The following is a 13,256-nucleotide window of genomic DNA, read 5'->3' on the forward strand; positions in this document are numbered from 1 at the left end:
ACGCGCCGGAGGCCGACATGAAACGATCTCTTCTCGCCGCCGGAATTCTCGCGGGCGCCTTGAGCGCAGCCGCCTTGGGCGCAAGGCCTGCGCTTGCGCAACAATCCAAGGTCGGCGACTGGACCATCGAGAAGCGGACCCAGGACACGCATTGCAATGCGAGCCGCGGCTACAAGGACAAGGAGGACGAGAACCGCGACTACGTCATCGTCATCACCTATTCCGACAAGGCGATCGTGATCGTGATGATCTATGACGGCTGGGAATGGGACAAGGTCGGCGAGATCCTCCGCGCCGATGTCGGCACCGATGACGCCGACATCATGAAGAGGGCGAAATGGGAGGTCATGGACAAGACCACCGTGCGCGGCATCTTCGAGTACGACCAGTCGATCATGGACCGGCTCTCAAAGGCCAAGCGCCTCACGCTCGATTTCGAGGACGATGACGAAGACAGCATCGAGATGCAGATACCGCGTGCGGGCGAGGCGCTCGCGGCGCTGAAATTCTGCGAGGAGAACCGGAAATAATTTGCCGACGCCGGTGTTCGGTCGCCAGGATCGGCGGCAATGCGATGGGCCGCAGCGAGCGGACGCGTGACCATCGGGACACAGCCCGATCGCTGTTCGCATGAATCCTAGTCTTTGGCGAAAACGTCCAAGCTCCATCCTGAGGTTGACGTTACGCAAGGACGATGTTCGATATTCCAGCATCGCGCTGTCGCGTTTTGTCATCGTCCGGGGCGGCGATTGGCCGGCCCGTTTCCTTCGCCAGTTCCCGACGTGCTCACCCCTCGCGCGGCGGGGGCTCCACGCCGATCGCATCGTCCATCCGATGACGATCCTGCAGGCAAACCGGTTCTCGTCGCTGGTCGGCGAGATCTACGATGCGGCGGCCAATCCCGCGCTGCGCAGCGCCGCATTGGAGCAGGTCTCCGATTTCGTTGGCGGCTGTGCCGCGACCATCCTGTCCCGGGACGCAGCCGGGCTTTCGATCGAGATCCACCAGCATTTCGGCACGGAGTCCCGGTTCCGCCAGCTCTATCGTGACAGATATGTCGAGCTCGATCCGCTGCTCGATCGCAGCCTCGGGCTCGCTACGGGGCGAACGCTCGGCGTGGCCGACGTCATGCCCTATCCGGAGTTCGTGGCGACGAACTTCTATAGCGAGTGGTTGGAGCCGCAGGGCGCGATCGACCTTGCGGCAGTCACGCTCGAGAGATCGGACGCGCGTACAACGATCCTACAGGTGTTGCGTCACCGGTCCCGCGGAGTCGTCGATGACGCGATGCGCGAGCGCATGCGGCTTCTTGCGCCTCACCTCCAGCGATCGCGAGTCATGGGCCGCCAGATCGGGGCCCGCTCGCATACCGTTGCGGATCTTGCCGATGTCCTGGACGGACTGAGCACGGCGATTTGCCTGATCGACGCGGATGGGCGGGTCGTGCATGCCAACGCGGCGTGCCGTCAGCTCTTTGCAAATGCCGATCTCTTCGCAATGGTCGGCGACAGAATTGTCGCCCGCAACACCCAGGCCGACAAAATATTCCGCAGCCTGTTTGAAATCGTCGCGGACCCCGGAACTCATTCAGCTCGTCGCCGCCGGACCAATCTGGTGACATCGTCCGACGGCCAGCATTATCTGCTCCATGCCTTTCCGCTGAGGCGGGAAGACCACGCGCCGCGCGATATGGCGGCCACCGTGCTCTTCGTTCAAAGGGCGTCGATGGTATCGTCGCTCGTGCCAGATGCGATCGCCGCGGCGTTCAGGCTGACTCCGTCCGAATTGCGCGTGCTGATGGCTATCGTCGAGATCGGCGGCGTTCCCGACATTGCGGCCAGGCTCGGCGTCGCCGAGACGACGGTGAAGACACATCTCGGCCGGCTGTTCGAGAAGACCGGAGCGGGCAGGCAGGCCGATCTCGTCAAGATCGCCGCCGGTTTCGCCGCGCCGTTTGCCCGGCGAACCGACAACGGCAACGACGCCGTGTGATCCAATTCACATCGCGAACCGCGCATACGCGCAATCTCAATCCATTGTGATGAGCAGGGCCTCCGGGTCATCCAAACGCAGGACGCACGTCGTTTGGTACTTTCGTATATGGCGCCACGCGAAGAAGAGCCTCGTTGCGTAACGGAGGCAATGCGCGATGCGTACCGAGCGCGGCGGGATCTCGGCGCATGGTCGGACTTGTTTTTCGATTGGAGAGATTGCGGTGAACGGCAAGGATGATTTTTCCATCTTTAATGTTTCAACGGACGACATTCCGGAAGACGAGCGCGTGCCGCTCCTGCGCGAGTTCTATTGCCGCGGCGTGGTGAGGGCGGAGGTCGAGGCAAGGGAAGGCAAGCCGGCGGCGGCTAGCTTCACGTCCCACGTCCTGCCGGAAGCTCAGTTGCTGATCGGAGGACTGTGTGGAGCGCGGGTCGTCCGAACCAAGCAGCTGGTTGCGGACGGCGACGACAGTCTCGCTTTGATCGTGAACAGGTCCGGCGTTCTCGGCATATCCGAGCGGGGACACGATGTGAGGCTTCAGGCCGGAGAGGCGGTCCTGACGAGTGCGGAGGACGTCACGATCTTCGAGCGGCTTTTGCTGGGAAGTGGCTTCTCGCTGCGCGTGCCGAGGCGCGTGCTGGCTCCGATGATCGTGGACGTCGACGACGCGGTGATGCGCGTCATTCCGGAGAGCGCCACCGGGCTGCGACTGCTCGTCGATTATGCGATCGCGCTGGTGCGCGACAAGACGCTGGAAGTGCCTGCGATGCGGCAGCTCGGCGTCGCGCATCTGCATGACCTTCTGGCGCTCGTTCTCGGCGCAACGGATCACGCCCGCGAGGTGACCGGACGGCGCGGAGTCAAGGCGGCGCGGCTCCAGAAGGCGAAGTTCCTCATCGCCAACAATTGCTGGCAGCAGGATCTGTCGGTGACAAGCGTTGCCCACGAGCTCGGCGTGACCCCGCGCTATCTGCAGCGCCTGTTCGAGGCGGACGGCAAGACCTTCTCGTCGTTCCTGACCGAGCAACGTCTCAAGCGCGCCCATCGCATGCTGCGTGAGCCGGATTTCGCCGCGCGGCCGGTGAGCTCGATCGCCTACGACGTCGGCTTCGGCGATCTCTCTTATTTCAACCGCTGTTTCCGGCGGACCTATGGCGCGACGCCGAGCGACGTCAGGAGCGGCGGGGTGCTGTGAGTGCGCTCCACTGAATTTCAGTTGGCTGTCGATTTCAGCCAGAAGAAAGGGATTTGACATGTTCCTTTATGCCGCAGTGTCGCCTCCGTTCTGGCGCGTGGAGTAGCTCGTGATGCAGCTTTGCGTGCGCCGCCGGGCAGCGGAGTCCTGAATGCGCCGTTTCTTCTTCGACCTCCTGGTCGGCAATGTCGTGAAGATCGATCCGGGCGGTATGGTGTTCGAACATGCCAAGGCGACAATCGTCGTGGCCGACGAGATGGCGCGGCATCTCTTCGTCTGGCGCGATGATCTTCGCGATCGCGACGCCTGGATTCGCGTGCGCGACAACAGCGGGCGCGAGATCTATCGCGCCGCGGTCTGGGCGGAGAGCGCGGAGAAGGTTGGCTGGGACCAGATGTGAGCGGCGCGGGTGGTGTCGCTACTTTGCACCACGTCCGGGCGAAGCGCGTTCGGTTCGTTCTGAGCCGCGACCCGGTCGCCTACGTCCAAGCCGCACCAGCACCGCGAAAGGCGGCGTTCGCGTCGCGTTCTGAGCCGGCACCAGCCCTGGCGGCCTGAACGCGATGCTTGCCGGCCGGGCTCCATCCGCCCGGCCGGCGCCTCATCCGATCGGAGGATGTCGCGTGCTTTGGTTGTGTTACGCTTCCTGGCATTGATCATTCAGTGCCATTTTGAGCCATGCCCGGAACGCGGAAACTGCCTGACCTGGTCGAGTCCATCTACGATGCCGGGCTTGATCCCTCGTTGTGGAACAACGTCGTCACCGGCATCCGCGATTTCGTCGGCGGCCAGGCCTGCGGGCTGTTTTCCAAAGACTCCATCAGCAAGTTCGGCGTCACGCACTATTATTGCGGGGCGGATCCGCACTACATCCAGCTCTATTCCGAGACCCATTCGAAGTTCGATCCGCTCACGGTTCTGCCGCCACACGGCCGGATCGTAAGCATCCCGGAGCTCGTCAATTTCGATGAGTACCGGCGCGGCCGCTTCTATCAGGAATGGATGCAGCCGCAGGGCTGCACCGACGCGGCCAACGTGGTGCTCGACCAGTCGAATGCGAGCTGCCCGGTGATGATGACGGTGCTCTCGGGCCGGCGCATGGTCGATCCCGCGATGAAGCACCGCCTCTCGCTCATCGTTCCCCACGCCAGCCGCGCGCTGCTAATCAACCGCGCCATCGATTCGAAATTGACCCTGGCGGCGGCGCTGGCGGATGTCTTGGACAATCTGGCGTCCGGCGTCTTCCTGCTCGACGCCTGTTGCCGGGTGGTGCATGCCAATTCCGCCGGTTATGGCCTGCTCGCTGCGGACGAGGTCGTCCGGTCCGTTGCCGGGCGGCTCGTGACCAGCAGTAATGAAGCCAATCAGCGGCTGCGCGAGGCGTTTGCAACCCGCAGCGAAGTTGCCCTGCTCGCCGCGAGGGCGCACGCGATTCCGTTGCTGTCGCCCCACGGCGAGCGCTATGTCGCGCACATCTTGCCGCTGTCGTCGGTGCTGCGCAACGGCAGCGAACGCGTCGGCGATGCCGTCGGCGCGCTGCTGTTGCGCGCGGTGTCGCTTCGAGGGCAGTCCTACGGCGAACTGATCGCGCGGACCTTCGATCTCACGCCGGCCGAACTCCGTGTGTTCCTGTCGATCGTCGAGGTCGGCGGCGTTCCGGAAACGGCGGCTGCGCTCGGTATCGCGGAAACAACTGCGAAGACGCATCTGCACCGCGTCTTCGCCAAGACGGGCGCGTCCCGGCAAGCCGACCTCGTCAAGCTCGCGGCGGGATTCGCCAATCCGCTCGTCAACTGATCAGCAAATCACGGCCGGAATTGAACCTTTTGCTCCCGTGAGAGACTCACAGAAGCCGCCGGGCACGAAGAACATTTCGCAGTCTCCATGCATGACCACTGGCTCTTCCGATGCCCCGACCTCCCAAACATTCCGAGCTGATCGAGAGCATCTATGACGCCGGCCTCCACCCTGAGTTGTGGAGCGAGGTGATCGTCAAGGTTAATGCGTTCATCGGCAGCCGGGCCTGCGGCCTGATCTCGAAGGATCCCGTCAGCAAATCCGGCGCGACGCATTTTTATTGTGGGGTCGATCCGCACTACATCCAGCTCTATGCCGAGACCTACGCCCAGTACGATCCGCTCGCGAGGCTCCCCCGTTATGGCGAGGTGTGCAACATCCCGGATCTCGTGGACTTCGAGGAATATCGCCGCGGCCGCTTCTATCAGGAATGGTTGCGCCCGCAGGGCTGTGCCGATGTCGCGAACGTGGTGCTGGAGCAGTCGCAGTCGTCGTGTCCGATGCTGCTGACCGTGATCCCGGGCAGTGACATGCTCGATGCGGAGAAGCGGGCGCGGATGCAGTCCCTCGTCGCACACACCAGCCGGGCGTTGCTGATCAACAAGGCGATCGAGCGACAGCAGCAGCACGCGATCGCGCTCGCCGATGTCGTGGACCGGCTGAGTGCCGGCGTCATCCTGCTCGATGCCACCTGCAACATCGTCCACAGCAATCCCGCCGCGGAGGCGCTTCTGGCCGAGGCCGACGTGCTGCGGTCGGTCTCGGGCCGGCTCGTGGCGCGCTCGTCGGAGGCCAATCTGGCCCTGCGCGATATCTTCCGTGACGGGGGGCAGGTCGCCATTGCCGCGGCGGCGGGCCGGAAAATTCCGCTGGTGTCGCACAGCGGTTCCTACCATGTCGCCAACGTCATCGCGCTGCCGTCGCTGTTGCGCGATGGAGCGACCGAACGTACGTCGGCCGTTGGGGCCTTGTTCGTCTGGAGGGCGGAACTCGACAGCCGCTCGGGCGCCGGTCTCATCGACCGCACGTTCGACCTCACTCCGGCCGAGCTCAGGGTGCTGCAGTCGATCGTCGAGGTCGGCGGCGTGCCGGAGACGGCGATCGCGCTCGGTATCGCGGAGACGACGGTGAAGACGCATCTGCATCGCGTCTTCGCCAAGACCGGCGTTTCGCGCCAGGCCGATCTCGTCAAGCTTGCGGCGGGATTTTCCAATCCGCTCGTGCACTGACGCGCGCCCGCGGGCGCAGGCTGGTCGCGCGAGCGCGCGATAGGTTCAATCAGCAGCATCATTTGAAAGTTATCGCGCCTCATTCGATCGAATGACGCGATTGGCGGCGTTCTCTTCTACAGACACGTCACACGATTTCTTGTGCGGCGGTCTCGATCTTCGTGTGAAGCAACTCACAGCAGGCGGGCGTGAATCCCGTCAGTCTCTCGTGCCATTGAGAGGAGATTGTCATGCGAACGGCGTCACCTGCTTTCATCGCCGGGCTCCGCGACATCGTCGCGCGCGTCGGTGCCGCCATTCGCAGCCAGCGCGAGATCGACGCGCGGCGCGCCTTGCAGCGCTATCGTCATTTGCTGAGCGAGCCGCACGACACATTGCTTTTGAATGAAATCATTCCGGCCTGCAACGAAGAGGAAATTTCAGGACATGCCCACCGATCTGATGCGTGCGAGCGCGCCGCCGGCCACCCCACATTCGAACGGGCGTAACGCCAACATCGTCGCGGTCGCACTCACGGCGGCACTCGTCACGCTTCAGTTGATGGGATTGGCGGTTCTGGAACGCTCCCACGCCCACGCGATTCATGTGTCGCTTCCGCTCGAGGCGGCCGCCTGCACCGAGAGCGCCACGGCTGCGGTCCCGCGGATTCCCTACGATTGACCGGAGGACTGCTCGTGCCCGATGTCACGACTCTGATCCTGCTCAGCGCCGCCGTCTTCGCCGGCGCGTTCGTCTCGGGGCTTTCGGGCTTCGCGTTCTCGGCGGTGGCGGGGGCGATCCTGCTGCGGGTGTTCCAGCCGCTGGAAGCCGTGCCGCTGATGATGGCGTGCAGCATCGGCGTGCAGGCAACCAATCTCTGGGCGCTTCGGCGCAACATCCGCTGGGAGGGCAGCCTGCTGCTGATCGTCGGCGGCGTGATCGGCGTTCCCATCGCGGTCTCGCTGCTGCAGACCACCGACACGCATCTGCTCAGACGCGGCTTCGGCGTCATCGTCGCGCTCTATGCCGCCTATATGCTGCTGCGGCCGACGCTGGTGACGGCCGGCGAGGCTGTCGGCCGTCACTGGGTCGCGCTGATCGGATTCGGAGGAGGCCTCGTCGGCGGTCTTACCGCCATGCCCGGCGCGATCCCGACGATCTGGTGCGACATGCGCGGCATGCCCAAGAGTGAGCAGCGCGGCTTGGTACAGCCGTTCATCGCCGCGATGCAGGTCTTCGCCATCGCGCTGCTGGTCGGGCACCAGGACCTGTCGTCAAAAGTCTTCGTCGACCTCGCGATCAGCCTGCCGGCGTTGTTCGCCGGTTCGGCGCTGGGCGTGATCGCCTTTCACCGGGTCAACGAGACGGTCTTTCGCAAGACCGTGCTCGTTCTGTTGCTGATCTCGGGGATTTCCCTGATCTAGTGCCCTTGACTTAATGTCCTTGGGCTTCGTGAAGCCTCTGGACCGGTGCCGCGCTGGTGTCGCTGCTGTGATGCACCAGCGGCTTGTTGCCGGTGATGGTTCTGAGCAGCACGTAGAACACCGGCGTCAGGAACAGGCCGAACACGGTGACGCCGATCATGCCGGAGAACACGGCAACGCCCATGGCCCGTCGCATCTCCGAGCCGGCGCCGGTCGAGAGCACCAGCGGCAGCACGCCCATGATGAACGCCATCGACGTCATCAGGATCGGACGGAGCCGCAAGCGGCTCGCCTCGATCGCAGCGCGGATCGGCGTGCGGCCTGCGAATTCGAGCTCGCGCGCGAATTCCACGATCAGGATCGCGTTCTTGGCCGAGAGTCCCACGAGAACGATCAACCCGATCTGGGTGAAGACGTTGTTGTCGCCTTTCGAGATCCAGACGCCGAACATCGCGGCGAGCAAGCCCATCGGCACGATCATGATGATCGAGAGCGGCAGGGTCAGGCTCTCATAGAGCGCGGCGAGTACCAGGAACACCAGCAGGATCGCCAGCGGGAACACCCAGATGCCGGAATTGCCGGCGATGAACTCCTGATAGGTCAGGTCGGTCCATTCGAAGGCAAAGCCGGGCGGCAGCGTCTCCGCCGCGATCCGCGTCGCCGCCTCCTGCGCCTGGCCCGAGGAGAAACCGGGCGCAGCCGCCGCGTTGATGTCGGACGACAGGAAGCCGTTGTAGCGGATCGCGCGCTCGGGCCCCGCGCTCTGGCGGATCTTGAGCAGCGCCGACAGCGGCACCATGTCGCCGGAAGATGAGCGCACCTTCAACTGCCTGATGTCGTCGGCGCGCGCGCGGAACGGCGCGTCGGCTTGAACCCGGACTGAATAGGTGCGGCCAAACTTGTTGAAGTCGTTGACGTAGTAGGACCCGAGGTAGATCTGCAGCGTGTTGAACACCTCCGTCACGGGCACCCCGAGCTGCAGCGCCTTGGTGCGGTCGATGTCGGCGAACAGCTGCGGCACGTTGACCTGGAAGCTCGAGAACACGCCGGCGATCTCCGGCGCCTTCTGCATCGCCGCCATGAACGCCTTGGTTGCCTCGTTCAGCGCCTCATAGCCGAGGCCGGCGCGATCCTCGATCTGCAGCTTGAAGCCGCCGATGGTGCCGAGGCCGTTGACCGGCGGCGGCGGGAACATGGCGATGAAGGCTTCCTGGATGCCCGCATACTTCTTGTTCAGCTCGGCCGCGATGGCGGGACCGCTGAGCGCGGGATCCTTGCGCTCGTCGAACGGTTTTAGCGTCGAGAACACGATGCCGGCGTTGGAGGAGTTGGTGAAGCCGGAGATCGACAGGCCCGGGAAGGCGACCGAGCTCTCGACACCGGGCTGGGTCAGCGCGATGTCGCTCATCTTGCGGATCACCTCTTCGGTGCGGTCGAGCGTTGCGCCATCGGGCAGGCGCGCGAAGCCGACCAGATATTGCTTGTCCTGACCGGGGACGAAGCCGCTCGGCACTTGCTGGAACAGAAAGGCAGTCAGGCCCACGAGCACCACATAGAGCCCCATCACCGCGGCCTTGCCCGAGATGACCTTGGTGACGGTGCCGCTGTAGCTCTCCGAGGAGTAGGTGAACGCCCGATTGAAGCGACGGAAGAACCAGCCGAGGCTCTTCTCCATGATGATCGTCAGTCTGTCCTTCGGCTCGTTGTGACCCTTGAGCAGCAAGGCAGATAGCGCCGGCGACAGCGTCAGCGAGTTGACGGCCGAGATCACGGTCGAGATCGCGATCGTCAGCGCGAACTGCTTGTAGAACTGCCCGGTGAGACCGGAGATGAAGGCGAGGGGGACGAACACGGCGATCAGCACCATCGCGATCGCGATGATCGGCCCCGACACCTCGCGCATGGCCTGATAGGTGGCATCGCGCGGCGACAGTCCGGCCTCGATATTGCGCTCGACGTTCTCGACCACGACGATGGCGTCGTCGACGACGATGCCGATCGCGAGCACCAGGCCGAACAGGCTGAGCGCGTTGATGGAGAAGCCGAACACGTGCATCACCGCAAACGTGCCGACGATCGAGACCGGAACGGCCAGCAGCGGAATGATCGAGGCGCGCCAGGTCTGCAGGAACAGGATCACCACCAGCACCACCAGCGCGATCGCCTCCAGCAGCGTGTGGATGACGGCCTCGATCGAGGAGCGCACGAACTGGGTGGGATCGTAGACGATCTGGTAGGACACGCCCTCCGGCATGTTCTTCTTGATCTCGGCCATGGTGGCGCGGACGTTGTCGGAGATCTGCAGCGCGTTGGAGCCGGGCGCCTGGAAGATCGGGATCGCCACCGCCTGCTTGTTGTCGAGCAGCGAGCGCAAGCCGTATTCGGACGCCCCGAGCTCGATGCGCGCGACGTCGCGCAGGCGAACGACTTCGCCGCGCGTGCCGGTCTTGACCACGATGTCGCCGAATTGCTCCTCGTTCGCGAGCCGGCCTTCCGCGTTGACCGAGAGCTGGAGATCGATGCCCCTGACGTTCGGGGAGGAGCCGACCACGCCGGCGGCGGCCTCGACGTTCTGCGCCTGGATCGCCCTCACGATGTCGCTGGCGGTGAGCCCGTGCTCGGCTGCCTTCTGTGGATCGACCCAGACGCGCATCGAATAGTCGCCGGCGCCATAGAGCTGGACGTCGCCGACGCCGTCGATCCGCGCCAGCCGGTCCTTGACGTTGAGCACCGCGTAGTTGCGCAAATACGTCATGTCGTAGCGGCCGTTGGGCGACAGCAGATGCACGACCATGGTGAGGTCGGGCGAGGACTTCTTGGTGATGATGCCGAGCTGGCGCACCACGGCCGGCAGGCGCGGCTCGGCCTGCTGCACGCGGTTCTGCACCAGCTGCGTCGCCTTGTCGGGGTCGGTGCCGAGCCGGAACGTCACCGTCAGCGTCATCGCGCCGTCGGTGGTCGCCTGGCTCGACATGTAGAGCATGCCTTCGACGCCGTTGATCTGCTCCTCGATGGGAGTAGCCACGGTCTCCGCGATCACCTTGGGATTGGCACCGGGATAGGTCGCGCGCACCAGCACCGAAGGCGGCACGACATCGGGATATTCCGAGATCGGCATCGCGAACAGCGAGATCAACCCTGCGAGAAAAATCAGGACCGACAGCACGCCGGCGAAAATCGGACGGTCGATAAAGAACTTTGAGAGATTCATGGCTTTGCCCCTGCGCGAGAGACAGCTCTCCCGTTATTCCGGAAGGCGGCTGAGCCCGCGCCCGGAATCGAGAAGCGTTGTCCTGGTCGGTCTATGACGTCGTCCTTCCGAGCTCGCGTGATGCGCGGCCCGGAAGGACGTAACTAACGTTGCACCACGTCCTGGTTGCTGTGGTTGGAGGCCTGCAGCCCGCGCGCACCCATTGCCGCGATCTCCGTCTTGAGGAGGGCGCCGGGGCGCACGCGCTGCAGGCCGTTGACGACGATGCGGTCGCCGGGCTTCAGGCCCGCGGTGACGATACGCAGGCCATCGACCGCGCCGCCAAGCGTGATCGGCCGATACACCGCGCGGCTGTCGTCGCCGACCGCCATCACGAACTTCTTGTCCTGGTCGGTGCCGATCGCGCGCTCGTCGATCATCACCAAGGTCTGCTGCTTCGGCTGGCCCATGCGCACGCGGGCGAACTGGCCGGGGATGAGGCGCCCGTCCTCGTTCTTGAATACCGCGCGGACGCGGATGGTGCCGCTCTGGCCGTTGACCTGGTTGTCGATGAGCTGGATGTGGCCCTTGGCCGAGAGGCCGCCCGACGTCGCCATCTCCACCGGGATCTGGTCGAGATTGCCGCGCTTGCCGGAGCCGTCTGCGATCGAGTTCAGCGCGCGCAGCACGACCTCTTCATCCGCATCGAAGGACGCGTAGATCGGATTGACCGAGACCAGCGAGGTCAGCACGGGGGAGGCAGTGCCGGCGGCGACGAGGTTGCCGACGGTGACCTCGATCTTGCCGACGCGTCCCTCCACCGGCGCGCGCACCTCGGTGTAGTCCAGATTGAGCTTGGCGGTCTGGAGCGTCGCCTCGGCTGCTTTCACATTGGCGATCGCCTCGCGATTGGCGTTGTCGCGCTGGTCGTAGTCGCGCCGGGTGACGACCGCGTTGCCGACGAGCTGCGCGCCGCGCTCGAGCTCGCTCTGGGTGAACACGACGCGCGCTTTCGCGGCTTCGAGCTGAGCGGCGGCCTTGTCGACCTCGGCCGCGTAGGGCGCCGGATCGATCTTGAACAGGACGTCGCCGGCCTTCACCAGCGCGCCTTCGGTGAAATTGGTGGAGAGGATCGCGCCGGCCACGCGCGGGCGAAGCTCGACGCGTTGGATGGCTTCCAGCCGGCCGGAGAAATCGTCCCACAGCACGGTCTGCTTGGGTTCGATCAGCGCGACCGTCACAGGGACGGCCTGTTCAGCCGCGGCCGCCGTCGCGGTCGCCTGTGCGGCACGGAAGTAGTGGCCGGTCGCGATCGAGCCGGCTACGGCGAGGGCGCCCACGATGGCGACGCCGCCGAGAAGGCGGCGGATACGGCCGGTGCGGGAGGTATTTTGGGAGGGGGGCATTTGCGCGCTCCAGATATGTAGTGTTCACTACAGATGTGAAGCTGGATATCGCGGCGCAAGATACTTATGTAACATTCGCTAAGAAAATTGTAGCCGCTTACCGCAAGAATGGAAAGGCGAAAGAGAAAATAAAGCGAGAACAACTAGATAGCATCGGGCGTTGATTGGGGCGAAGCGCCGATTGTGAGGAGACTGAAGTCATGGGCATGGGACGCCCCCGCGAATTCGATGCCGATGTGGCATTGGACCAGGCGATGGAAGTGTTTTGGCGCCATGGCTATGAGGGCGCCACGATCGCCCAGCTCACCGAGGCCATGGGCATCAACCCGCCGAGTCTCTACGCCTGCTTCGGCAACAAGGAAGGCCTGCTGAAGGCCGCGCTCGACCGCTATACCAAACTGCGCGGCGCCTGGATGGACGAGGTGGTCGCAGCCCCCACCGCCCGCGACGTCGCCGAACGGATGCTGATGGGCATCGCCGAGAAGCAGACCGATCCCGCCAATCCGCCCGGCTGCCTGCTCGTGCAAGGCGGCATCGCCTGCGGCACCGGCTCCGAGAACGTCCCCTTCGAGCTCGCCGCCCGCCGCGCCCAGAACGAGGACCAGCTCCGCGATCGCTTTGTCCGCGCCAAGGCCGAAGGTGATCTCAAGCCGACGTCGGATCCCGCCGCGCTCGCGCGCTATGTCTCGGCGGTGTCGGTCGGCATGGGCGTGATGGCGTCTTCGGGCGCGGATCGCGAAGCGCTGCGACAGGTGGCTGATGTCGCCGTGCAGGCGGTGGAAGCGCAGTCGGCGCGAAAGTAAAATGCGGAACTATTGGGCCGGAGCTTCAAACCAGGGCGTCTACTTCGTCGCTGCCGGTGATACAGCGGAAGCTGCCAGTTCGATCGGCCATCGGCGGCACCCATAGCGCCGACGTGTGGCGAGGCAGAAAGTCCGCTCTCGTTCACCACATTTAAACCATACGATTCTACGAAGGAGGACTAACCTAGGCCGCAGGAACATGCGAATAGCCTTCATACAGAAGCCATCCGTGGACTTC

General features: G+C 64.3%; 11 protein-coding genes. 9 read left to right on the top strand and 2 right to left on the bottom strand.

What is annotated here, in order from left to right; all coding sequences use genetic code 11:
• The first annotated feature begins 17 nt into the window (after nt 1-17).
• From JQ635_RS07860 to JQ635_RS07895, 8 genes are all read left to right on the top strand, one after another.
• Complete coding sequence (locus JQ635_RS07860) at nt 18-530, top strand: hypothetical protein (protein ID WP_211409292.1); 513 nt, start codon at nt 18-20, stop codon at nt 528-530.
• Between the two features lie 304 nt (nt 531-834).
• Nucleotides 835-1,992: a helix-turn-helix transcriptional regulator gene (locus JQ635_RS07865; protein WP_211409293.1), complete on the top strand. Its 1,158-nt coding sequence runs from the start codon at nt 835-837 to the stop codon at nt 1,990-1,992.
• Nucleotides 1,993-2,215: 223 nt separating this feature from the next.
• Nucleotides 2,216-3,190: a helix-turn-helix transcriptional regulator gene (locus JQ635_RS07870; protein ID WP_211409294.1), complete on the top strand. Its 975-nt coding sequence runs from the start codon at nt 2,216-2,218 to the stop codon at nt 3,188-3,190.
• Between the two features lie 151 nt (nt 3,191-3,341).
• On the top strand, nt 3,342-3,590 hold the full coding sequence (locus JQ635_RS07875; protein WP_211409295.1) for a DUF6894 family protein: 249 nt from the start codon (nt 3,342-3,344) through the stop codon (nt 3,588-3,590).
• Between the two features lie 278 nt (nt 3,591-3,868).
• Entirely contained in the window at nt 3,869-4,987 is a 1,119-nt protein-coding gene (locus JQ635_RS07880) for a helix-turn-helix transcriptional regulator (RefSeq protein WP_211409296.1), read from the top strand.
• Nucleotides 4,988-5,097: 110 nt separating this feature from the next.
• Nucleotides 5,098-6,216, top strand: a complete 1,119-nt coding sequence (locus JQ635_RS07885; RefSeq protein ID WP_211409297.1) for a helix-turn-helix transcriptional regulator — start codon at nt 5,098-5,100, stop codon at nt 6,214-6,216.
• 230 nt (nt 6,217-6,446) lie between these two features.
• On the top strand, nt 6,447-6,704 hold the full coding sequence (locus tag JQ635_RS07890; protein WP_211409298.1) for a hypothetical protein: 258 nt from the start codon (nt 6,447-6,449) through the stop codon (nt 6,702-6,704).
• Between the two features lie 186 nt (nt 6,705-6,890).
• Nucleotides 6,891-7,619 (top strand): sulfite exporter TauE/SafE family protein, encoded by a 729-nt coding sequence (locus JQ635_RS07895; protein WP_211409299.1) that lies wholly within the window; start codon nt 6,891-6,893, stop codon nt 7,617-7,619.
• Nucleotides 7,620-7,629: 10 nt separating this feature from the next.
• On the opposite strand, the gene JQ635_RS07900 is transcribed toward JQ635_RS07895, so the two are convergent.
• Nucleotides 7,630-10,830: an efflux RND transporter permease subunit gene (locus JQ635_RS07900; RefSeq protein ID WP_211409300.1), complete on the bottom strand. Its 3,201-nt coding sequence runs from the start codon at nt 10,828-10,830 to the stop codon at nt 7,630-7,632.
• Nucleotides 10,831-10,973: 143 nt separating this feature from the next.
• Nucleotides 10,974-12,215, bottom strand: coding sequence for an efflux RND transporter periplasmic adaptor subunit (locus JQ635_RS07905; protein ID WP_211409301.1), 1,242 nt, complete (start codon nt 12,213-12,215; stop codon nt 10,974-10,976).
• A gap of 200 nt (nt 12,216-12,415) precedes the next feature.
• Here JQ635_RS07905 and JQ635_RS07910 point away from each other — a divergent pair, with 200 nt between their 5' ends.
• A complete protein-coding gene (locus JQ635_RS07910) occupies nt 12,416-13,018 on the top strand; it encodes a TetR/AcrR family transcriptional regulator (protein WP_211409302.1) in 603 nt (200 codons plus the stop codon).
• Nucleotides 13,019-13,256: the final 238 nt, after the last annotated feature.

It is taken from the genome of Bradyrhizobium iriomotense (assembly GCF_018130765.1).
GTDB lineage: Bacteria > Pseudomonadota > Alphaproteobacteria > Rhizobiales > Xanthobacteraceae > Bradyrhizobium > Bradyrhizobium iriomotense_A.

What these genes read in the sequence shown, in the direction of transcription:
- JQ635_RS07860 (WP_211409292.1), top strand. Translation starts at nt 18, where the DNA reads ATGAAACGATCTCTTCTCGCCGCCGGAATTCTCGCGGGCGCCTTGAGC.
- JQ635_RS07865 (WP_211409293.1), top strand. Translation starts at nt 835, where the DNA reads ATGACGATCCTGCAGGCAAACCGGTTCTCGTCGCTGGTCGGCGAGATC.
- JQ635_RS07875 (WP_211409295.1), top strand. Translation starts at nt 3,342, where the DNA reads ATGCGCCGTTTCTTCTTCGACCTCCTGGTCGGCAATGTCGTGAAGATC.
- JQ635_RS07880 (WP_211409296.1), top strand. Translation starts at nt 3,869, where the DNA reads ATGCCCGGAACGCGGAAACTGCCTGACCTGGTCGAGTCCATCTACGAT.
- JQ635_RS07885 (WP_211409297.1), top strand. Translation starts at nt 5,098, where the DNA reads ATGCCCCGACCTCCCAAACATTCCGAGCTGATCGAGAGCATCTATGAC.
- JQ635_RS07890 (WP_211409298.1), top strand. Translation starts at nt 6,447, where the DNA reads ATGCGAACGGCGTCACCTGCTTTCATCGCCGGGCTCCGCGACATCGTC.
- JQ635_RS07900 (WP_211409300.1), bottom strand. Translation starts at nt 10,830, where the DNA reads ATGAATCTCTCAAAGTTCTTTATCGACCGTCCGATTTTCGCCGGCGTG.
- JQ635_RS07905 (WP_211409301.1), bottom strand. Translation starts at nt 12,215, where the DNA reads ATGCCCCCCTCCCAAAATACCTCCCGCACCGGCCGTATCCGCCGCCTT.
- JQ635_RS07910 (WP_211409302.1), top strand. Translation starts at nt 12,416, where the DNA reads ATGGGCATGGGACGCCCCCGCGAATTCGATGCCGATGTGGCATTGGAC.